This window comes from Robbsia sp. KACC 23696 (assembly GCF_039852015.1).
GTDB lineage: Bacteria > Pseudomonadota > Gammaproteobacteria > Burkholderiales > Burkholderiaceae > Robbsia.
Map to the genome: position 1 here is coordinate 2,512,313 of NZ_CP156626.1, position 23,323 is coordinate 2,535,635.

Below are 23,323 nucleotides of genomic sequence, written 5' to 3' on the forward strand. Positions count from 1 at the left end.
GAATCAAAAAAAGTGTCGGCGGCTGCTAGAGGGATCCGAAAAAGAGGCAGGAATCGACGGAAAAATAGCCAGAAAAACCGCGTAGCTAGCACTGGCACAGCCATTGCTTATATAGGCATGAACCCTGCATGAACGTGGTGTTGTCATTTACCCCATTCAGCATCGGAACAGAGAGTCAGGCGGAAAGGATCGCTGATTTGAGCGACCGCTTGGCGAGCGATGTGCATCTCTGGGTCCAGGCTGTTTGGGCGACGGTAACGACGCCGGCGCGGTAGGAAAGCAGGACGGATCCGGCATCGCCCTCGCGAAACGCCGTATCGATGAGGCTTCTGGCAGGCGGTTTTCGACACTCGACCGCCAGCGCATTCCCCCTTCGATACGAGAACGACGCGAAGCAAACCGCGACTCGTTTCTGCACTTCGCGCCAACGCAGTGTGTAGTGAAATTTGCTATCTAAACGATGCCGATCGCCCTGATCGATCAGTCAAAAGATGACTTGCATCGCCGACCTTTCGCCCCGGAGTCTATCTTGTCACTTCACGTCCTGTTGGTTGCCTCCGAAGCCCTGCCACTTGCCAAGACCGGCGGATTGGGCGATATGCTCAGTGCCTACGCGTCTGCATTGCAGGAAGGCGGCGTGGCCACGACGATCATGCTACCCGGCTATCCGGAAGCGCTGGAAAAGGCGCATGGATTACAGGCGGTTGCGACCCTCGACGGCCTGCCCGGCGGTGACGCCGTCCTGATGAGCGGATCGATGCCCGATAGCGGCATCCCGGTTCTGCTCGTCAAGTGCGATGCACTGTATGCGCGGGATGGCTTGTATCAGGATGAGAACGGCGCGGACTGGGGCGACAATGCCATTCGTTTCGGCACGCTGAGCGCGGCCGCGGTTCGTGTGGCGCAGGGCATCCCGGGCCTGCCCAAAGTCGACGTCGTGCATGCGCACGATTGGCATACGGGCCTGACGCCGATGCTGATGAAACTCGCCGGGCTGCGTACGCCGTCGGTTTTCACGATCCATAACCTGGCCTTCCAAGGCAACTATCCGATGGACCTGGCACCGAAGCTCGGCATCCCCGTCGAACTGTTGGATTGCAATCAGGACGCGCCCGGGATCGAATTTTACGGACAGCTGAGCTTCATGAAGGCGGCCATTCGCTATGCGGACCGCGTGACGACCGTCAGCGAAACCTATGCGCGCGAAATCACGACGCCGCGCTTCGGCCATCTGATGGAAGGCTTGCTGCAAGCCGAGTCGCACAAGCTCATCGGCATCATGAATGGCATCGACGTCGATGCCTGGGACCCGGCGCACGACCCGATGATCCCGCGTCACTTCTCGCTCGATGAAATGCGCGGCAAGCACGCCTGCAAGCGTGAGCTGCAACAGGCGTTCGGACTGCCCACGGACCCGTTCGTCCCGGTGGTCGCGATGGGAAGTCGCCTCACCGGTCAGAAAATGGCCGATCTGGCGCTGGAAACCATCCCGGCGCTGATGGACGCGTACCCGCGTCTCCAGGTGATCGTGCTCGGCAAGGGTGATGGCCGGATCGAATTGGGCATGGCCCGCCTCGCGCAACGCTTCCCGGATCGCGTTGCCGTTCATATCGGTTTCGACGAACGGCGAGCGCATCTGCTCCACGCCGGCGCCGATATCCTGTTGCACGGTAGCCGCTTCGAACCATGCGGCCTGACGCCGATGTATTCGATGCGCTATGGCACGCTGCCGATCGCCTCGCGCGTGGGTGGCCTGGCCGACAGTATCGTCGATGCAAGCGACGATCCGAGCCGAGGCACGGGCTTCCTTTTCGACGGTGAAACTGTCGAAGCGATGACCGAGGCCGCGTGCCGCGCGGTGGACGCTTATATGCGGCCGCAGGCATGGCGCGAGCTTCAACGGCACGCAATGCTGGCCGACTTCCGTTGGCAGGCACCTGCCGCACGGTATACCGCGTTGTATGCGGCACTGAGCGGCAAGCGCCCCGTGCGTGCCAATGTGGCGAAGGTACGGGCTGCCGTACGTCGTCGCCAGGCGGCGAACGATCGTGCGCCGGCGCGCATGGACGGCACCCTCGGCGAGATGCGCGAATCGCTGGTCCAATCGACGAGCGACGCAAACGGCGCGATTGGCGCAACGGCGCGCACGTCGGGATCCGCCAGCGCGTCATCCTCGGCCTCCGCCAAACGGACGCGCGCAGGCAGCAAGGACGGCGCGACCGACATCGCGCTGACGACCGGCGCGGCCGAACCGTTAGAGCAATTGTTGGCCTGACCTTTCGAGGTCGCTAAAACAGGGCAAGCGTACCGAACCGACGCTGTATTAAAGCCAAAGCGGCAATGCCCGCAACATCATTCGATGCGCCCGAGTGCATCGAATGCCAGATGAAAGCCGGTTTGCACGCGTGCCTGTTGCCCGGTACCCAGCTCACGGAATGTTCGATGAGCACGGCGTCGCGGCCGCCGCAGCGACTGCGCGCCGGTTGTGGCACCCAGTACGCGTGCTCCCGTGGGCCGGTTCGAGCGTCCAGCGTGTCGGACCCGGCCTATAAAAAAGGAGACACGCAACAGATGGATTCCGACCTTCGGCATTCCGGCGACACCGCCGGCCACTCCGCCCTCACCGGTGTTTCGGCAGAGGCTTCGCACGGCACCGCGACTCCCGCGTCCCCCACCCCCTTGTTCGCTCCGCGCATTTACTATGTGCAACCGTCCTTGCTCGGCCCTTTACATGGATCGGCTGACGTGGCCGACGCGGGTAGTGCTATCGGCGAAGACTGGGCACAGACACTGGCGCGCGCCGCATCGATGGGCTTCGATCATCTCCTGATCGCACCGCCCTTCTTGCCCGGCGGCGCGAACGACTGCTTCGTCACCGCCGATCACCACCGCCTCTGTCGCTCGCTGCTGCCTGGCGCCGCCGACCAGGATCGCGCGGCTGCGGAGAGCGGCGACGGGATACCGCGCGATAGCGCGGCGCACGCGCCGCACGGGAAGGAGCCGGACGCGCTCGACTGGCTCGCGATGATGTCCAAAGCGGCACGCGCGCACGGCCTGACCTTGATGCTGGACGTCGTCATCGATCGCATCGGCACCGATGCCGGTCTGTATCGCGACCACCCCGGCTGGTTCCATCCCCCTGGCGCGCAACACGGCCGGATCGACCCGCGTCATGATCCCCGCGCGGATTTGATCGCGCATGCCGATTTTGGCCATCCCGACACTCAATCGCCGCTGGTCGACTGGTGGATCCGGCAGTTGCGGCGTTACGCGGAGTCGGGCGTCGCCGGTTTCCGCTTCGACGGGATCGACGGCATTGCGCCGCATGTCTGGCGCCGGCTTGCAGCGGGCGTACGCGAGACCTACCCAACGCAGCGCTTTCTCGCCTGGACACCGGGCGCGAGCCGCGATGCGCTGCGTGATTTGGAAAGCGCGGCCTTCGATGGTGTTTTCTCGTCGGTGCGCTGGTGGGATGCCCGCGCCGATTGGCTCGCCGACGAAGTGCAGGCACTGGCGCGCATCGCCCCGCCGATCGCCTTCCCGGAAACGCCGTTCGGTCCGCGTCTGCTCAGCGATTTGCCGACACTATCGGCGCCCTCCGATACCGCGGCCGTCGCGCGTGCCTACCGTCGCGCGGTACAGATCGCCGCTTTGACCGGGACAGGCTGGATGATGCCGATGGGCTTCGAATTCGGCGTCGATCGTCCCTTGAGTCGCACCCCGCTGAACGGCGCACGCGCCGACTACCGCGACCGGACGCCTGCGGGAGGCGCCACGCCGCGAGTCGATCTGACCGACACGATCGCTACCGTGAACGCCTATGCCAAACCGAAGAAAGCCGCAGGCGCAAAAGGACGACACGCCGCCGCTGGCGGCGCGGCATCACACGCAGTGGCAGGCACCGGCGCCAGCACGGTGAACACCGATATTGCGGGCGTATTGCGCAGCCGCAGCGCGTTGACGCCGTTGACCGGACCCGACGCGAGCGCCACTGCGCTGCTCCGAACGGACGGTGTCGATCCCCGTCGTTCCCGTGACGCCGTGATCGTGCTCGTCAATCCCGATCTCTATCGTCCCGCCCTTGCGGATCTGCAACGCTGGCGCGACGCGATGCCGGGCGGATTTACCCAATACAGCGTCCTGCCGATCGCGGCGCCGACGACGCACGACGCCGCGAGCCCAAGCGCCACGACATTGCCGGAGGTCATCACCTTGGCCCCTGCCGAGGTGCGGCTGCTGCACGCGACGCGACCCGCCGCGGTGGTGCTGACGCCGGATCTGGTGGGTAAAGGCGGCACGGCGAAAGGCGCGCTCAAATCCGCCGCCAAGCCGGTGCGCCCCTCGGCCGCCGAACGCAAGGCCACGATCGATGTGATCCAGATGCCCCGCATCGCTATCGAGGACGTCACGCCGAGCGTCGACGACGGGCGCTTTGCAGCAAAGCGTGTGGTCGGCGAGCCGGTGACGATCGAAGCCGACGTCTTTATCGATGGTCACGATCACCTGGCCGCGGCGGTGCTATGGCGCGAAGCGGACTGGGCCTCGCGCACGGACACGCTCAACGCGCAGACGCTGGCGAACGAGGGCTGGCGCGAAATCCCGATGCGACCCAGCGGCAATGACCGCTGGCAGGCCATCTTGCCGCTAAAGCGGCTGGGCGCCTATGAATTCACGATCGAAGCGTGGCGCGATACCTTCGATACGCTGGTCGATCACATTCGAAAAAAACAGGCGGCAGCGCAGGCCGTCGATCTGGAGTTGCAGGAGGCGGCATTGCTGTTCAGCCGCATACTGCACGAAACAGGAAGCGGCGGTGCCACGGCGACCGCCCGCACGGCGCAGGCGAAGCCGGGCAAAGACGCGAAACCCGTCCCCGCCGACAGCGAAAAAGCAAGCAACACGGACGAGTTCAAGCCGGCGAAGCGCAGCACCAAATCGAGCAAGGCCGCCGATACCGGCGCCGCCGTGGCGAAGGTCGCGCCCGCCTCGCTTAAAGGCAGCGCGAAACCGACGGCAAAGGACGGCACCGCCGTCGCAACAACGGCAGCGACGTCCGCAACGTCCGCAACGCCGTCCGCCAGCCAGGCACTGCAAACGATCGCTGCCGCCTACGACGCAGCGAATGCCGCGACACGCCTCGATATCGTGTTGTCGGAGAAAACGGCCGCCGCGGTCCGCGCAAGCGGTCATCGCGATTTCCGCGTCCGGCATCCACGCGTGCTGACCATTCAAGCCGAACGGCGCGCCGCCCGTTTCGCTTCCTGGTATGAGCTGTTTCCGCGCTCCGCCTCCGGCGATCCGCATCGCCACGGGACGTTTATCGATGTCATCGCGCGCCTGCCTGCAATCCGCGCGATGGGCTTCGACGTGCTTTATTTTCCGCCGATCCATCCGATCGGCCTGGCCAATCGCAAAGGCCCGAACAACACGCTGACCGCGGGCCCCGACGACGTCGGCAGTCCCTATGCCATTGGCGGCGCGGCCGGCGGTCACACGGCCGTGCATCCGGAGTTGGGCACGCTCGACGATTTCAGGACGCTCCTGCATGCCGCACGCGAACACGGTCTTGAATTGGCTTTGGACTTCGCCATTCAATGCTCACCGGATCATCCCTGGCTGAAGGAACATCCGGACTGGTTTGCCTGGCGCCCCGATGGCTCGCTGCGTTACGCGGAGAATCCACCGAAGAAATATCAGGACATCGTCAACCCGGATTTCTATGCCGCGGCGGCAGTACCCGATCTCTGGCTGGAACTGCGCGATGCCGTACTTTTCTGGGTACGCGAAGGCGTCGACATCTTCCGCGTCGACAACCCGCACACGAAGCCCTTCCCTTTCTGGGAATGGATGATCGGCGAGGTGCGTCGTCGCCATCCGCAGACGATTTTCCTGTCGGAAGCCTTCACGCGGCCGAAGGTAATGAACCGCCTCGCAAAAGTTGGCTTCTCGCAGTCCTATACGTACTTCACCTGGCGCGACGAAAAGCGCGATCTGAGCGCCTATCTGGAAGACTTGACGCAGACGCCGGTGCGGGAATATTTCCGGCCGAACTTCTTTGTCAATACGCCGGACATCAATCCGCGCTTCCTGCAACAGAACGGTCGCGCCGGCTTCGTGATCCGTGCGGCGCTTGCCGCCACGCTGTCCGGGGTCTGGGGCGTCTACAGCGGCTTCGAGCTGTGCGACGCGGCCGCCTTGCCGAACAGCGAGGAATACCTCGACTCCGAGAAGTATCAGATTCGTAGCTGGGATTGGGAGAAGCCCGGCAACATCATCGCCGAAATCGCGCTGCTGAATCGCATCCGCCGTGCCAATCCGGCGCTGCAGACGCATCTCAACGTGACGTTCCTGCCGTCGTCGAATCCGAATGTCCTGTTCTTCGAGAAAGCCACGCCGAATCGCGACAATGTCCTGCTGATCGCCGTCAGCATGACGCCATGGGACGTCCAGGAATCGACGGTCGAAATACCGCTATGGCGGTGGGCGCGCGGCGACGGCGACGCGCTGGACGCGCACGACCTCGTTAGCGGCGAACGTTTTCAGATGCAGGGCAAGGTTCAAACGATCCGTCTCGATCCGCAGGTATTGCCGTTCGCCATCCGCCGCGTCAGCGCACCGGGCTGGCAACCGCCGCTGTCCGCGCCGCCCGATTCCGGCGGCGACGACAGCGATGCAGGCCAAGGCGGCAGTACCCCACACGAAGGAGCGCATTGATGAAACACCAAAAAGTTGCGCTGCTGAAGGACGATCCGCTCTGGTACAAGGACGCGATCATTTATCAGCTTCACGTGAAGTCTTTCTTCGACTCGAACCATGACGGCGTCGGAGACTTCCCCGGGCTGCTATCCAAGCTCGACTACATCGCCGAACTGGGCGTGGATGTCATCTGGATATTGCCCTTCTATCCATCGCCGCGACGCGACGACGGCTATGACATCTCCGACTACCGCGGCGTCAATGCCGACTACGGCACGCTCGCCGATTTCAAGCGCTTCATCCACGAAGCGCATGCACGCGGATTGCGGGTGATCACCGAACTGGTCATCAACCACACGTCCGACCAACATCCCTGGTTCCAACGCGCGCGCAAGGCCAAGCCCGGTTCGAACCATCGCAACTACTATGTCTGGTCCGACGACGACAAGAAATACGGCGACACGCGGATCATCTTCAACGACACCGAAACGTCGAACTGGACCTATGACCCGGTCGCCCAGGCGTATTACTGGCACCGCTTCTACTCGCACCAGCCCGATCTGAATTTCGACAATCCGCGCGTGTTGCAGGAGGTGTTGTCGGTCATGAAGTTCTGGCTGGAGATGGGCGTCGACGGCCTGCGTCTGGATGCCATCCCCTATCTCGTCGAACGCGAAGGGACGAATAACGAAAACCTGCCCGAAACGCATACGGTTCTGAAGCAGATTCGTGCCGCGCTGGATGCCTCTTTTCCGAATCGGATGCTACTGGCCGAAGCGAATCAATGGCCGGAGGACGTGCAGGAATATTTCGGCGACAGCGACGAATGCCATATGGCCTTCCACTTCCCGCTGATGCCGCGCATCTATATGGCGATCGCCAGCGAGGACCGCTTCCCGATCACCGACATCATGCGGCAGACCCCGGATATTCCGGAGACCTGCCAATGGGCGATCTTCCTGCGCAACCATGACGAGCTGACGCTCGAAATGGTGACCGACAAGGAACGCGATTATTTGTGGAACACGTATGCCAGCGATCGGCGCGCCCGCATCAATATGGGCATTCGGCGGCGTCTCGCCCCGTTGCTCGAACGGGACCGCCGTCGCATCGAATTGATCAACTCGCTGCTGCTGTCGATGCCGGGTACGCCGGTCATCTATTACGGTGACGAGATCGGCATGGGCGACAACATTCATCTGGGCGACCGCGATGGCGTGCGCACGCCGATGCAATGGTCGTCGGATCGCAATGGCGGCTTCTCCCGCGCCGATCCCGAACAGTTGGTGCTGCCGCCGGTGATGGGATCGCTGTACGGTTTCGATGCCGTCAATGTGGAATCGCAGAGCCGCGATCCCCATTCGCTGTTGAATTGGATGCGGCGCATGTTGGTGACGCGGCGCGCTCGTCAGGCGTTCGGTCGCGGCCGCATCCGTTTCTTGCGCCCGGCGAACCGTAAAGTCCTCGCCTATCTGCGCGAGCTCGATGGCGAACCCCCGGTCTTGTGCGTGGCGAATCTCGGTCGCGCGCCGGAGGCTGTCGAACTCGATCTGTCCGAATTCGCCGGGCATGTGCCGGTCGAGATGACGGCCGACTCCGCGTTTCCGCCGATCGGGCAATTGACCTATCTGCTGACGCTGCCGCCCTACGGCTTCTATTGGTTCACGCTTTGCCCGGACGGCGTACGGCCATCTTGGAGCGTGGCGCCGTCGGAACAACTGCCGGAATTCGTCACGTTTGTCGTGCGCAAGGGCGTGCAATTGCCGAGCGCCACCGCGCAACAACGCACACTCGAGACGGAAGTGCTGCCGACCTATCTCGGCATGCGCCGCTGGTTCTCCGCAAAGGATGCGACAATGCGGGCGGTGCGTCTGGCCTACTACACGCTGATGACGCCGGGTATCGAAAACATCCTGCTGGCCGAAGTGGAAGCGGATCTGTCCGCGGGCCCGGGCGCGCAAGGCAAACAGGATGGCGCGGCGATCCGCACCGAACGCTACTTCCTGCCGCTGGCCGTGTCGTGGGACAACTCGGCGACCGCTTCGCCGCTGCCGCAACAGTTGGCGCTGGCCCGCGTGCGCAGCGGACGGACTGTCGGCTATCTGACGGACGCTTTCTCGCTGGCCGCGCTGCCGATCGCGATGGTGCGCATGTTGCACGAGAAAGCCAGCGTTGAGACACCCCAGGGTGTCGTTGCGTTTTTGCCGTCGGACGCCTTGCAACAGGTGCTGCCGGCCGACGCCGCCGACACGCTGGCCCCGGAGATCCGCTGGTTGTCCGCGGAACAAAGCAATAGCTCGCTGGTCATTGGCGATGCAGCGGTGTTGAAGCTGGTCAGACGTATCGTTCCCGGCATCCACCCGGAAGCGGAAATGACGCGCTATCTGACCGAACACGCTTATGCCAATACGGCGGCGCTGCTCGGCGAAGTGGTCCGCACCGACGCATCCGGCGAACCGCACACGCTGGCGATCCTGCAAGGGTTCATCGAGAACCAGGGCGATGCTTGGCATTGGGTCCTCGACTACCTGCGTCGGGCCACCGACGACCTCGCCGTCGCGGTCACCGTCGGTCTCGACGACGCCACGACTGGCAAGTCGCCGAAACAAGCCGGCCGGCAAATCGATTCGGGCACGTCGATCCGCGAGGAGGACTATGCCAAGTCGATCGAGGGCTATGGCACGATGGCAGCGACCATCGGCAAGCGTCTGGGCGAGCTGCATGTCATCCTCGCCGCGCCCACCGACGATCCGGCCTTCTCGCCGGAGCAGGCCAGCGCACGGGATGTAAAGGGCTGGATCGACGAGACGGTGACGCAACTCGACGATGCGCTCGATACGCTGTCGCAACACGTGGACGGCTTGGACGACGATGCGCGGGCCTTGGCCACGACGCTGCTTTCGCGTCGCAAGGACCTGGTCAAAGCGGTCAAGGGCATCGTCGGCGACAAACCGCAGGCGCTGCGCACGCGAATCCATGGCGACTTCCATCTCGGCCAGATCCTCATCGCGCAATTGGATGCCTATCTGATCGACTTCGAAGGCGAGCCGGCGCGCAGCGTCGCCGATCGCCGCCGCAAGATGAGCCCGTATCGCGACGTAGCAGGTCTGCTGCGTTCCTTCTCGTATGCGGGTGCCGCGGCCTTAACGGCCAGCGCCAACGAGACCGCGCAACTGCCGTCGAACGATCGACGTCGGATGCTGCTGGAGGCCTTCAGCGCGCGTGCCCGCGACCGCTTCCTCGAGGCGTATCGCACGGCGATCGCTGGCGCGGCGCAACCGTTGGCCGATGCGCGCACCGAAGCGGCACTGATCGACCTGTTCCTCGTGGAAAAGGCCGGTTACGAGATCCGCTACGAGGCAGCCAATCGGCCGAGCTGGTTGGCCCTGCCGCTGCGGGGCCTGGCGGCGCTGGCGGCACGTTTGCTCGGCGACACCGAGGCCAATGCGGCCTCCGACGTGGCCGGTGCGGCAAATCTCGATGCCGGCGACGGCAATGGCGACGGCGGCGGCAAGGAGCGGCCGACGCGCTGAACCAGAACGCATGCACGCTGTACACCGGCCGCCCGCGGCCGCGCGGCCCGAACGTCGCGTCGGCGCGGCGCCGGACCGGTACCTGAAACGATAACGATATCCGACACGGAGCAAGACATGACAGAACCGACAGCGCAGTCCGTTGCCCAGACCGAACAGGGGGACGACGGGCGCCATGAGCGCAACGGGGCGTCACGCGCCGGCCTCGGCCAACATGATATCGACGCCCTGCTGAACGGCCGCCATTGGGACCCGTTCGCGGTGCTTGGCCCGCATGAAGCATCCAATGGCAGCGGGACGCTGGTGCGCGCGTTACTGCCCGGCGCGCGCAACGTCACGCTGGTCGATGCCGCCGGCAAGACGCTCGCACCGATGCACCCGCTGCCTGACGCGGACGCCTTGTTCATCGGCCAGCTGCCTGGCAAGGTGGGCGCCGCCGACTATCGTCTGCAGATCGACTGGGGCGGTGCGACACAGCACAGCGCCGATACCTATGCCTTCGGCCCGGTGCTGCACGACGGCGACCTCGACCGCTTGGCATGGGGCGATCCCACCGCCGTCAATACCTGCCTGGGCTCGCGGCTGACGCGTGTCGACGGTATCGACGGAGTGCTGTTCGCCGTGTGGGCGCCGAATGCACGGCGCGTCTCCGTCGTGGGCGACTTCAACACCTGGGACGGTCGACGCCATCCGATGCGTGTGCGGCATCATGGCGGCGTCTGGGAGCTGTTCATTCCCGACATCGGCGCCGGCACCCGCTATAAGTACGAGCTGATCGGCCCAGACGGCCAGGCCCTGCCGCTGAAGGCGGATCCGGTGGCACGTCAGACCGAACGTCCGCCAGCCACCGCCTCGATCGTCGCGGACGACAGCGCGATCCGCTGGACCGACGAAGCGTGGATGACGCAGCGTGGGGGACGGCAGACCGCCGGCTCGCCGATCGCGATCTACGAGGTCCACGCGGAATCGTGGATGCGCGTGCCCGAGGAAGGCAATCGACCGATGAATTGGGACGAGCTGGGCGAGCGCCTGATTCCGTATGCAAAATCGCTCGGTTTTACCCATCTCGAATTTCTGCCGCTGGCCGAGCATCCGTTCGGCGGCTCATGGGGTTATCAGCCCTTGAGCCCATTTGCGCCGTCGGCGCGATTCGGCTCGCCGACGCAATTCGCCGCCTTCGTCGATCGTGCGCACCGTGAAGGTCTCGGTGTGATCGTCGACTGGGTGCCGGCGCACTTTCCCAACGATGCCCACGGGATGATTTACTTCGACGGCACGCCGCTCTACGAGCATGCCGATCCGCGCGAGGGCTATCACCCGGATTGGAACACCTGGATCTTCAATCTCGGGCGTAACGAAGTGTCGGGCTTCATGTTGGCCTCGGCTCTCGCCTGGTTGGAGCGCTTCCATATCGACGGGCTGCGCGTGGATGCGGTGGCATCGATGCTGTATCGGGACTACAGCCGCAAGCATGGGGAGTGGGTGCCAAACCAATGGGGCGGCCGGGAGAACGAGGAATCGATTGCCTTCCTGCGCCGCTTGAACCACGAAGTGCATCACCACGCGCCCGGCGCGATCACGATCGCCGAGGAATCGACCGCCTGGCCAGGCGTCACCGCGCCCGTCGATCAAGGCGGCCTCGGTTTCGATTTCAAGTGGAATATGGGATGGATGCATGACACGTTGGACTATATGCATCGCGATCCGATCTATCGGCCGCATCATCATCACGAGATGACGTTCGGCATGGTCTATGCCTACTCGGAACGCTTCGTCCTGCCGCTGTCGCATGACGAAGTCGTTCACGGCAAGGGCTCATTGCTCGGGCGGATGCCCGGCGATACCTGGCAGCGCTTTGCGAATCTGCGCGCCTACCTCGCCTTTATGTACTTGCATCCGGGCAAGAAGCTGCTGTTCATGGGTGGCGAGCTGGGCCAGTACGCCGAGTGGAACCACGATGCCACGCCGCACTGGCATCTGCTCGACGACACGCTGCATGCCGGTGTGCAGCGGGTGATCGGCGATCTGAACCGCCTCTATACGCATGAGCCCGCGCTCTACGCCAGCGACAGCGATCCAGCCGGCTTCCAATGGCTGGTCGGCGACGATGCCGTCAACAGCGTCTATGTCTTCGCCCGAAAGTATGCCGAACGGACCGTGCTGGCGGCGGTCAATCTGACGCCGGTGCCGCGCGAGCAATATCGCATCGGTGTGCCCCACGAAGGCTGGTGGCGCGAGATGCTGAACACCGATGCGCAGATCTATGGCGGCAGCAATGTCGGGAACGGTGGCGGAGTGCAGGCGCAGGCGATTCCCTCGCATGGTCATGGCTGGTCGATCGCGCTGACATTGCCGCCGTTGGCCACCATCGTCCTCGCGGCGTTCTAAGCGTCGGGCGCTGGCGTTTGCCCGTCGCGAATGTTCTAAGCGTTCCGATAGCTTTGATCAGCCACCTCATTCGACAGGACTGCGCATGATCGCCGACCGGCTTTTGCCTGGCGTGCCCTACCCTCTGGGCGCGACCTGGGATGGACTTGGCACCAATTTCGCGGTGTTTTCCGCGAATGCGGCCGCCATCGACCTCTGCATCTTCGATCCCTCCGGGCGGCGCGAAATCGCCCGCCTCCGCCTGCCCGAATGCACCGACGAAATCTGGCACGGCTATCTCCCCGATGCGCACCCCGGCATGCTGTACGGCCTGCGCGCGCATGGTCCCTGGCAACCGCAGCACGGGCATCGTTTCAATCCGCACAAACTGCTGCTCGACCCGTATGCGAAACAGCTGGCCGGCCAGGTGCGTTGGTCCGACGCCTTGTTCGGCTATCGCCTGTCGTCGCGACGCGCGGACCTGTCCTTCGATCGTCGCGACAGCGCCGCGGCCATGCCGAAAGGCGTGGTGACGTCACCGAACTTCGACTGGTCGAACGACCGCAACCCGAATCGGCCGTGGTCGGACACGGTGATTTACGAGGCGCATGTACGCGGCGTCTCGATGACGCGTGAGGAAGTACTGCCGCCGCAGCGTGGCACATTCGCCGCATTGGCATCGCCCGCCTTCATCGACCATCTGCAAAAGCTCGGCGTCACCGCACTCGAACTGATGCCGGTACACGCCTTCCTGCAAGATCGGTTTCTCGTCGAGCGCGGTCTGCGTAACTATTGGGGCTACAGCACGCTGTCCTTCTTCGCCCCGGAACCGGCCTATCTGTCGCGAGGCTCGGCTGCCGGCGCGCATGCGGCGCTGTCGTCGATATCTTCGTCGCTGCGCCATCTCGACGAGATCCGCATCGCCGTGCGCAAATTACATGATGCCGGTATCGAGGTGCTGCTCGACGTCGTCTTCAATCACACCTGCGAAGGCAATGCGCTCGGCCCCACATTGTCCTGGCGCGGGCTCGACAACGCCAGCTACTACCGTCTGATCCCCGGCAACGAGCGGCATTACATCGACGAGACCGGCTGCGGTAACACCGTCAACCTGTCGCATCCGCGGGTCCTTCAGATGGTGATGGACTCGTTGCGCTACTGGGCCGAGACCTTCCGCATCGACGGCTATCGCTTCGATCTGGGCGTGACCTTGGGGCGCGAAGGGCATGGCTTCGATCCCGGCTCGGGCTTCTTCGACGCGGTACGGCAAGATCCGGTGCTGTCGCGACTGAAATTGATTTCGGAACCCTGGGACGTGGGTCCGGACGGGTATCAGCTCGGCGCGCATCCGCCCGGATTCGCCGAGTGGAACGACCGCTTTCGTGACGGCGCGCGACGTCTGTGGCGCGGCGACGATGGCCAACGCCCGGAGATCGCCGCACGCATCACCGGCTCGGCCGATCTGTTCAATCGTCGCCATCGCCGGCCCTGGGCGTCGATCAACTATGTCGCCTCGCACGACGGCTTTCCGGCCGGCGACGTCGTACGCTACGCGGAGAAGCATAACGCGGCCAACGGCGAGGACAACCGCGACGGTCATAGCGATAACTGCAGCGCCAACTGGGGTGTTGAGGGGCCGAGCGACGACGCGGCCGTGAACGCGCAACGCATGCGCGTGCTGCATGCGCTGCTGGCCATGCCTTTCATCTCGCTGGGAACGCCGATGCTGGCCGCCGGCGATGAATTCGGCCGTACCCAGCACGGCAACAACAATGCCTACTGCCAGGACAATGCGCTGTCCTGGCTTGATTGGGGTCAGGCCGCGCAGCCGGACGCGCAGGCCTTATGCCGCTATATCGCGCAACTGACGGCGCTACGGCGCGCGCAGCCGCTGCTGCGCGATACGCGCTTTCTCGACGGCGCGCATCCGGTGCCCGGCACCGATTGGCACGATGTCGACTGGTTCGACGAAAACGGGGCGCCGATGTCGATCGACGCCTGGAACGATCCCAGCGGCAAGCGCTTGCTGTGTCGCCGCGCGGGAATCGATGCGCAAGGCAAGGTGATGGCGCTGCTGCTGATCATCAACAGCGGCACCGACGACTGCACCTTCACGTTGCCGGGGCAGGATCGATGGCACGCGGTTCTCGAAACGGCGCAGGCGGCGGCCGTCCTCGTTGCGCGCGCGGACGAACAAGACAGGCCCGCTTCCGCCGAGCCGACGGACAACGACACGTCGTCCGGCACATCGGTGTGTCAAAGCTACTCATGTCCCGCCCAATCGTTGTCCATCCTGGCCTTGACAACGCGGCACTTGGCGGATGGCCCGGTTTTTGCGTAACCATCCTGCCACCGATCCAGGACGACCTCGCCATGACCGCACGCAGCATCGACGCCAGCCCCCTCTCGGTTTCGAATATCGCCCCCCATCTGGGCGCGCAACCGGGCATGACGCCGGGTGCGCATTTCTCGCGCACGCTCCCGTTCGGCGCGCAACCGACGGGCACCGATCACACGCGTTTTCGCCTATGGGCGCCATCGGCCAAAGCGGTGGATCTGGTGCTCGTCGCGCAGTCGGGCGCGGCCGGCGACGGCACCGTGTTGCCGATGTCGGCCGTCGAGGACGGCTGGTTCGAACTCGAGGCGGCATGCGGCGCGGGAACCCGTTACCAGTACCGTGTACACCCGGAAGGCGAGCAAGCCGAGGCTTTGAACGTGCCGGATCCGGCCTCGCGTTTTCAACCGGACGATGTGCATGGTGCGAGCGAAGTCATCGCGCCGGCGGACTATGCCTGGCAGCATCCGGAGTGGCGTGGGCTGCATTGGGAAGAAACGGTTTTGTACGAACTGCATGTCGGCGCGTTCGGCGGCTACCGCGGCGTCATCGACAAACTGGCCGACATCAAGGCACTGGGCGTCACGGCGATCGAATTGATGCCGCTGAACGATTTTCCCGGCGCGCGTAATTGGGGCTATGACGGCGTGTTGCCGTTCGCACCGGATGCCAGCTATGGCCGTCCGGAAGACCTGAAAGCACTGATCGACGCGGCGCATGGGTTAGGCCTGATGGTGTTTCTCGATGTCGTCTACAACCACTTCGGCCCCGATGGCAATTACCTGCATGCCTATGCCGAACCGTTCTTCAAAGCGGGCACGCATACGCCATGGGGTCCGGCGATCGATTTCGATCGCGCGCAAGTGCGCGATTTCTTTTTCGAGAACGCGCTGTACTGGTTGCTCGAATATCGCTTCGACGGCTTGCGCCTCGACGCGGTCCATGCGATCGATAACGACGGCTGGCTGCGCGAATTGTCCGAGCGCGTGCAATCGACGGTATCGCAGGGCCGCCATGTGCACCTTGTCTTGGAAAACGAACGCAACACGTCGAGCTTGCTGGTGCACCATTTCCAAGCGCAGTGGAGCGACGACGCACACAACACGCTGCACGTGCTGCTGACCGGCGAGCGCGAAAGCTATTACGAAGCGTTTGCCGATCACCCGCTCGAGAATCTCGCACGCGTCCTCGGCGAGGGGTTTGTCTATCAAGGCGAGCCCTCGCCGATTCACGATGGCGAACCACGCGGCGAGCCGAGCGGATCATTGCCGCCCTCCGCCTTCGTGTTCTTTCTGCAAAATCACGACCAAACCGGCAACCGCGCCTTCGGCGAACGGCTGCGCGCGTTGACCGACGACGACAGCCTGCGCGCGGCCACCGCGCTGATGCTGCTGTCGCCGCAGATACCAATGCTGTTCATGGGCGAGGAAACCGGCTCGCGCCAGCCCTTCTGCTTCTTCACCGGGTATACCGGCGATCTGGCCGACGCCGTGCGCGAGGGACGGCGTAAGGAATTTGCCAAGTTCGACGCCTTCAACGATCCGGAAAAACGCGCCCGTATTCCCGATCCGAACGCGGAATCGACCTTCCAGCTGTCGCAGCCTTTCGGCCCGCATATCGAGCAGGACGCCGACGACATCGCAGCCTGGCGCGGCTTCTACCACGATGCGCTGGCGGTACGGCGTCAATGCATCGTTCCGGGCCTGTTTGGCGGCGCGCGCGCCTTGGGCGCCGAGGTCGTCGATGGCGCGGTGATCGCCCGCTGGCGCCTCACCAATGGCAACCGCTTGACGCTGGCGATCAATCTCGGCGAACGGGATGCGAGCGTGCCGGCCTGCCCGCCGCGCGACGCGCACGGTGAACCGCTGGCGCTTCCCTGCCATACCGCGACGTCGATCGACAGCGCCGATGGCGACACCACCACCCTCGAAGCGGCGCCGACCTGCGTCGATTCGCCGATATTCGAAACGCAGGCGGGCGCCGCCGATGCCTTCGGTGAAGGTCGGTTGCTGGCGCGCAGCTTCGTGGCCATGCTTTGCGAACCGCACGGCGCGCTGCTGCCGAGCGGCCGCACGGGTACGGCGGCGGGCACCCGATCGGAAGACATTGGGCGCAGCGTGCCGGGAGCGACTGCATGAGTACGGCGCCGGGCGCACGGCCGACCGCCGCCGAAACGCTTTCCGAGCACGCGTCCGACGACGCCACGGACCGGACAGCGGACCCACTCGCGCAACGGCGCGCGGCGCTGGCCGAACGTGCCGGCTTCCTCGTGGAGTGGCGCGATGCAAGCGATAAACCGCAATATGTGGCCGCCGATGTACTCGCCGTGTTGCTGAGTCGAATCGGTTTGCAGTGCGACACAGTCGCACAATGCGACGCCAGTCTCGCCATGCTCGACAGCGAGTCCCTGGCACAGCGGCCGCCGCCGCTGCTGACGGGCACCGTCGGCAAGCCGTTGATCGTCCCTGCCGGCTGGTTGCAAGCAGATATGACGTATAGCATTGCCATCGATGCGAGCATCCCGCCAGGCGCGTGGGACACGCCGGAAGGCTTGCCGCTGGAGGCCGCGCTGCCGCATGCTGCCACGCGTCTGGCTGCCGGCGCCGCGGCCTCGTCGGCCTCCGCCGAATTGGCCGGGACAACCGTCGCCAGCGCGACGGACGGCAGCGGCAGCGCCGGCAGTGAAGGCAGCGACGGACAAGCGGAATCGCATCTGCGTACGCTGCGCGGGCGTACGAAACGCGCGGACGCACCGCTGTCGAGCGATGCACCTGATGCGACCGCCGCCGAGTACGTGGCGATCGCACCGATCGACTATCCCGGTTATCACACGCTGCAGCTATTCGACGAATACCGGACAACGGTGCGCTTGGCGATAGCTCCGCCGCGGTGCTTCGGCGTCGACGATGCGCTGGCGACGCTGCAGCCGCGCGATGTCGCAATCGTGGCCGCACGCCCGGACACGGATACTTCCGCCGTCGGCAGTTCGTCCGGTAACCTGTCCGAAGAGGTGCAAACGCCTTCCGACACCGTAGCGGCCCCTCGCGTCTGGGGGCTGACCGCGCAGGTTTATGGTCTGCGTCCTTCATCGGATGAGGCATTGGCGGCGCGGGATATGGGGCTCGGCGATTTCACGATGCTAGCGGCGCTGACGCGCACCGCTGCGCAGGCGGGCGCCGGCGCCTTGGCGATCAGCCCCTTGCATGCAATGTCGAACGCCGATCCCGGGAAATACAGTCCCTACTCCCCTTCGAGCCGACTCTTTCTGAATGCTTGGCATGTGGACCCGGCCGCCGTCCTCGGCACCGACGCGCTGGACGCGGCAATCGACGCGCTAAATCTGGGCCCGACGCTTGATGCGCTCGGCAATGCGCCGTTGATCGACTGGCCCACTGCCGTGCGCGCGCGCCTTGCCATCCTGCGCTATTTGTTCGATACGCACTTCACCGATCTGAGCGATCCTGCCGACGCAGACGGTGGCGCCCCGCCATCGGCGCCGACTGCACACGACAGCGACGCGTCGCTACGCGCCCCTATTGGCGCCAATGCCGACGCGATTGCCGCCGCAGCGGAAAAGCGTGCGGCGCGCGCGGGTTTCGATGCATTCCGTCGTGCCGGCGGGGTCGCGCTCGAGCGTCATGCCCGTTTCGAAACGCTGCACGCCGCGCGCATCGCAGCCGCAGCACAACAGGCGCAACGGCATACCGAATCGGCCGGACAGCAAACCACCGCGCTGACGGGCGATGCCATCGAAGGCGACACCGCACAGGGATATGACTGGCGCCAATGGCCGGCCGCGCTGCAAGATCCCGAAAGCGCCGACGTCGCCGCGTTCGTCGAAGCACACCGCCGCGAAGTCGATTTCCAGCTGTTCCTGCAGTGGCAGGCTTCGCTCGGCCTGGCTCGCGCACAGGAGGCGGCCCGCGCCGCCGGCATGCCGATCGGTCTTATCGCCGATCTCGCCGTCGGCTGCGACAGCGCCGGCAGCCAGACCTGGGCCGATCCGCAGGCCATGCTGCATGGCTTGAGCGTCGGCGCGCCGCCGGATCTGTTCAATCGTGAAGGACAGCGCTGGGGACTGACGACGTTCTCGCCGCGCGCTCTGGCGCAGCAGGGCTTTGCGCCGTTCATCGAGATGGTGCGCGCCGCCCTGCGCCATGCCGGCGGCCTGCGCGTCGATCATATCCTGGGATTGCGTCGCCTGTGGCTAGTGCCCGATGGCGAATCCGCCAGCCGCGGTGCTTATCTTCGTTATCCGCTCGACGATCTGCTGCGCTTGCTGGCGCTCGAATCATGGCGCCATCGCGCGATCGTCATCGGCGAGGACCTCGGCACCGTGCCGCCGGGATTGCGCGAAACCTTGGCCGACGCCGGCTTGCTCGGCATGCGCGTCCTGTGGTTCGAACGCGAGGAAAACGCGGCGACCGACGCATCGACCGAGGCGGTGGCGGACGCATCGCGTCCGAACGAGCCGGCAGCCGCCGGATTCACCGCGCCGGCACGGTGGTCGCGCGACGCGGTGGCGATGACCTCGACGCACGATCTGCCGACACTGGCCGGTTGGTGGCGCGGCGACGACATCGCATGGCGCGCCTATGTAGAGACTGCAGCGGCGCAATCCACAGCCACGCCGGACGGCGAAGCGCCAGCAATGCCCGCGACGGACGGTGATCTCGACGCCCTTCTGGACCGCGCCAAGGCTGGCAAGGCGGACGATATGCGCGATCGCCTGCGGGACCGCGCTGCGTTGTGGTCCGCGCTATGCGCCGCCGGGCTGACCAACAGCGATGCCGGCGCCACGGAAGTGTCCAACGTGCCTGACTCACCACCGATCGACGCAATGCTGCGCTTCGTCGCCGCCACGCCGGCGCCTCTTGCGCTATTACCGCTGGAGGATGTTTTGGGTCTGGCCGAGCAGCCGAATCTACCGGGGCCGTCCACCGTCCATCCGAATTGGCGCCGCCGCATGCCTTACCCGATCGATCGCAGTTGGTTCATCCCAGATACCACGCCCGACGCACAGCCGATCCAGCAGCGTCTCGGCGATATCGCCGCCGCGCGGACACCCGTTTCGTCGTCTTGAGCGAATTCAATCAACAATACAGCCGCCCACATGACCCGCCCACTCGCCACATTAAGACTGCAATTTCACAAGGATTTCACGTTTGCCGATGCCTTGCGGCACGTCGATTATTTCGCCGCGCTCGGCATCAGTCATCTGTACGCCTCGCCGATCACCACCGCGCAGCCTGGCTCGACACATGGGTATGACACGGTCGACTACACCCGCGTCAACCCGGAGCTAGGCGGCGAAGATGGGTTGCGCACGCTGGTAAAGGCACTACGCGTGCGAAACATGGGCCTGATTGCCGACATCGTGCCGAACCATATGGGCGTGGGCGGCAGCGCGAATGCTTGGTGGCGGGACATCCTGGAATGGGGTCGCCACGCCGCTCACGCACGATTTTTCGATGTCGACTGGCACTCGCCGGATCCGGCATTGCGAGGCAAGGTATTGGCGCCGTTTTTGGGTGAAGCGTATGGCGAGGCGCTGGACAGCGGCAAGCTGTCGGTAGTGCTGGAAGCCGACGAAGGCCGCTTCTACGTGGCCTATTACGACCATCGCTTTCCGATCTGCCCGGTGGACTATCCGATGGTGCTCGGTCAATCGGCATCCGCTTCCTTGCAGGCCCTTGCGGCGCGTTTCGCCGACCTGACCTCTCAGCCCGACGACCATATTCGCGCGGCGGCCGGGCAACAGGCGCTGGCCGCTTATGCGATGACCGCGGAAGGCCAGCAGGCCATTGCCGGTGCATTGGCCGCCTTCCAGATGCCTACGGACGATGATGTTTCCGAGAAAGCATCACGGCCCAGTGAAGACGCCGGCGGTCAAACTCGCCGAGCCGCCGCGCGCGACGCATTGCACCGCCTGCTCGAACGACAGCACTATCGCCTCGCCAGCTGGCGTACCGCGTCTGATGAGGTGAACTGGCGCCGGTTTTTCGATATCAGTTCCCTGGCCGGGATGCGCATGGAGCGCGGCGACGTCTTCGATGCCTCGCATATGCTGATACTGCGACTCTATGCCGAAGGCTTAATCGACGGCGTCCGCATCGATCACGTCGATGGCATGGCCGAGCCGCGAGAATATTGCCATCGTCTGCGCACGCGACTGGAAGCGGCGCGCGCCGAGCGCCCGGCATCGCTGCGCGACGCCCCGCCCTATCTGGTCGTGGAGAAAATCCTGGCCCGCGGCGAACCGATGCGCGGCGACTGGCGCATCGACGGCACCACCGGCTATGACTTCATGAATGATGTCGGAGCGCTGCTGCACGATCCCGCTGGCGCCGAACCGCTGGCGGCCATATGGTCCGCGTTGTCCGGGCGCCCGGCCGACTTCGCTGACGAAGCCTTGCCTGCCCGCCGCAAGATCCTCGCGGAAAACCTCGCCGCCGAACTCGACCGCGCATCGCGCGCGCTGCACCGCATCGCGCGCGATGTGCCGCAGACCCGCGACTGGCCGCTGACATCGATCCGCCGCGTGTTGACGGAGTTGGTTGTCCACTACGGCGTCTATCGGATCTACCCGCTGGAAGGCCAGCGCAGCGCGATCGACGAACCGTATTTCGCGTCTGCGCGCGAGGCCGCGCGCCAATCGCTGCGACGCGCCGATCACCCTTTGCTCGACCAGATCGACCAATGGCTGGGCGCCGCGACGTCCAATCGTGCGGGCAGCGACACCCCGCGCGCCGATGCGCTCGCATTGTCGGCCAGCCAGAGCGGCGCGTCGGCCTCGGGACGCGTCGCGACCCCGGCACGCCAACCGCGCGCCGACCGTAACGAGGAAGCGCGTGCGGCCCAACGCCGCCTCGCGCTGACCTTGTTCTCGCAATTGACTTCACCGGTGGCCGCCAAGTCGGTCGAGGACACTGGCTGCTACCGCTACGGCCGACTGCTGTCGCGCAACGAGGTGGGCGCCGACCCCGATGATTTCGCCATGTCGGTGGCAGCGTTTCACGCCGCGAACAGCGAGCGCCAGCAGCGGTTCCCGTACGCGATGTTGACCACCGCCACGCACGATCATAAGCGCGGAGAGGATGTCCGAGCCCGCTTGGCCGTGCTCTCCGAGCTTCCAGACCTGTGGGCGGGTGTGTGGCAGCGCTGGTCGACGTTGAATGCGCGGCAAGCAGGCGACACGGCAGCGGTTGCCGACGCGTCGGTAGAGGCGGTGCGGCTGGCGCCGGGCCCGGGTCCCGAAGCGATGCTGTATCAAACTCTGGTGGGCTGCTGGCCGTCGACGCTCGACCCGAACGACGCGCCCGCCGTCGAGGCACTGGCGCAGCGCGTGGCGGGCTGGCAGGAAAAAGCATTGCGCGAGGCCAAGCTCGAGACCGATTGGTCCGCGCCGAACGGTGCCTACGAGGACGCCAGCCGCGCCTTTCTGCTGGACATCCTGCGCCCCGGAGAAAGCGACGGGTTTCTCGCGCAATTGCATGCTTTCGTCGAGCGAATCGCGCCGGCAGGCGTGATCAACAGCCTGCAACAGACGGTGCTGCGCCTGACATCGCCCGGCGTCCCCGACCTGTACCAAGGTACCGACTGGTGGGATTGGTCCCTCGTCGATCCGGACAATCGCCGACCGGTGGACTATACCGCCCGCGCCACGGCGCTCGACACGATGCGCGCGAGCGCGAACACGGCCGCTACCTCGGCATCGGAAACCGGCCTCGCGCAGGCCGGGCTGTGTGACGATCTGCTCGTTCATTGGCGCGACGGCCGCGTCAAGCAGTGGATCATTCAAGCCCTCCTCGCGCTGCGCCAACGGGCGCCGGGTCTCTACACCCGTGGCGACTATATGCCGTTGACCGTCGAAGGCCCGCATGCGCGATCAATCATCGCATTCGCGCGACATATGCCGCGCGCGGCGGACAGCGACGGTGGCGCCACACCTCAGTGGTCGATCACCGTCGCCACCCGACTTGCCGCGGGCCTGCTCGGCATTGACGCCGAGGCGGACGATGCGGGCTCGAGCGCGAACGATCGCACGCTACCGCGTGTGCCGGTCGCGCGCTGGGAAGATACACGGATCGTATTGCCCGCGGCACTGTCGGGACAGGTATTGGAGGATATCTTCACGCGCCGCCGCGTGACGGTGCCTACCGCGCCCGCCTCGGGCACCGAGGGCGATACGCCTGCCACGGAAGTGGAAACGGAGGCCGCGATGGCCGATGCGGCGATGATCAGCGGCAGCGGGTTTGCCGCCACCGCCGTCGGCGCCACGCGCACCAGCACCGTGTTAGCTACCGGCGACGCGACGAGCGTCACGCTGTCGGTTGCGGCATTGCTGGGGCATCTGCCCGTCGCGGTGCTGGCCGACGCGGCCTGAGCTGCC

Annotated in this window: 8 protein-coding genes; all 8 read left to right on the forward strand. The window is 65.0% G+C overall.

All coding sequences use genetic code 11. The features are described 5' to 3' along the window. Positions 1-529 precede the first annotated feature (529 nt). The 8 genes from glgA (at position 530) to treY (ending at position 23,317) form a co-directional block, all read left to right on the forward strand. Positions 530-2,275: a glycogen synthase GlgA gene (glgA, locus tag ABEG21_RS10505; RefSeq protein WP_347554569.1), complete on the forward strand. Its 1,746-nt coding sequence runs from the start codon at positions 530-532 to the stop codon at positions 2,273-2,275. Between the two features lie 296 nt (positions 2,276-2,571). Then, on the forward strand, positions 2,572-6,714 hold the full coding sequence (locus ABEG21_RS10510; RefSeq protein WP_347554570.1) for a maltotransferase domain-containing protein: 4,143 nt from the start codon (positions 2,572-2,574) through the stop codon (positions 6,712-6,714). Beyond that, positions 6,714-10,229, forward strand: a complete 3,516-nt coding sequence (treS, locus tag ABEG21_RS10515; protein WP_347554571.1) for a maltose alpha-D-glucosyltransferase — start codon at positions 6,714-6,716, stop codon at positions 10,227-10,229. The genes ABEG21_RS10510 and treS overlap by 1 nt, the downstream gene beginning before the upstream one ends. A gap of 117 nt (positions 10,230-10,346) precedes the next feature. Further along, positions 10,347-12,617 (forward strand): 1,4-alpha-glucan branching protein GlgB, encoded by a 2,271-nt coding sequence (gene glgB / locus ABEG21_RS10520; RefSeq protein ID WP_347554572.1) that lies wholly within the window; start codon positions 10,347-10,349, stop codon positions 12,615-12,617. Between the two features lie 85 nt (positions 12,618-12,702). Beyond that, complete coding sequence (glgX, locus tag ABEG21_RS10525) at positions 12,703-14,937, forward strand: glycogen debranching protein GlgX (protein ID WP_347554573.1); 2,235 nt, start codon at positions 12,703-12,705, stop codon at positions 14,935-14,937. 107 nt (positions 14,938-15,044) lie between these two features. Then, positions 15,045-17,069, forward strand: a complete 2,025-nt coding sequence (treZ, locus tag ABEG21_RS10530; RefSeq protein WP_347556729.1) for a malto-oligosyltrehalose trehalohydrolase — start codon at positions 15,045-15,047, stop codon at positions 17,067-17,069. Further along, positions 17,066-20,014, forward strand: a complete 2,949-nt coding sequence (gene malQ / locus ABEG21_RS10535; protein WP_347554574.1) for a 4-alpha-glucanotransferase — start codon at positions 17,066-17,068, stop codon at positions 20,012-20,014. Before treZ ends, malQ begins: the two co-directional genes overlap by 4 nt. 30 nt (positions 20,015-20,044) lie before the next feature. Beyond that, the gene (treY, locus tag ABEG21_RS10540; protein WP_347554575.1) at positions 20,045-23,317 is read left to right on the forward strand and encodes a malto-oligosyltrehalose synthase; all 3,273 of its coding nucleotides are present in this window, start codon (positions 20,045-20,047) and stop codon (positions 23,315-23,317) included. Positions 23,318-23,323: the final 6 nt, after the last annotated feature.

Bases quoted from the DNA above. Each gene is read 5' to 3' on its own strand.
- ABEG21_RS10510 (WP_347554570.1), top strand. From the start codon at position 2,572: ATGGATTCCGACCTTCGGCATTCCGGCGACACCGCCGGCCACTCCGCC.
- treS (WP_347554571.1), top strand. From the start codon at position 6,714: ATGAAACACCAAAAAGTTGCGCTGCTGAAGGACGATCCGCTCTGGTAC.
- glgB (WP_347554572.1), top strand. From the start codon at position 10,347: ATGACAGAACCGACAGCGCAGTCCGTTGCCCAGACCGAACAGGGGGAC.
- glgX (WP_347554573.1), top strand. From the start codon at position 12,703: ATGATCGCCGACCGGCTTTTGCCTGGCGTGCCCTACCCTCTGGGCGCG.
- treZ (WP_347556729.1), top strand. From the start codon at position 15,045: ATGACGCCGGGTGCGCATTTCTCGCGCACGCTCCCGTTCGGCGCGCAA.
- malQ (WP_347554574.1), top strand. From the start codon at position 17,066: ATGAGTACGGCGCCGGGCGCACGGCCGACCGCCGCCGAAACGCTTTCC.
- treY (WP_347554575.1), top strand. From the start codon at position 20,045: ATGACCCGCCCACTCGCCACATTAAGACTGCAATTTCACAAGGATTTC.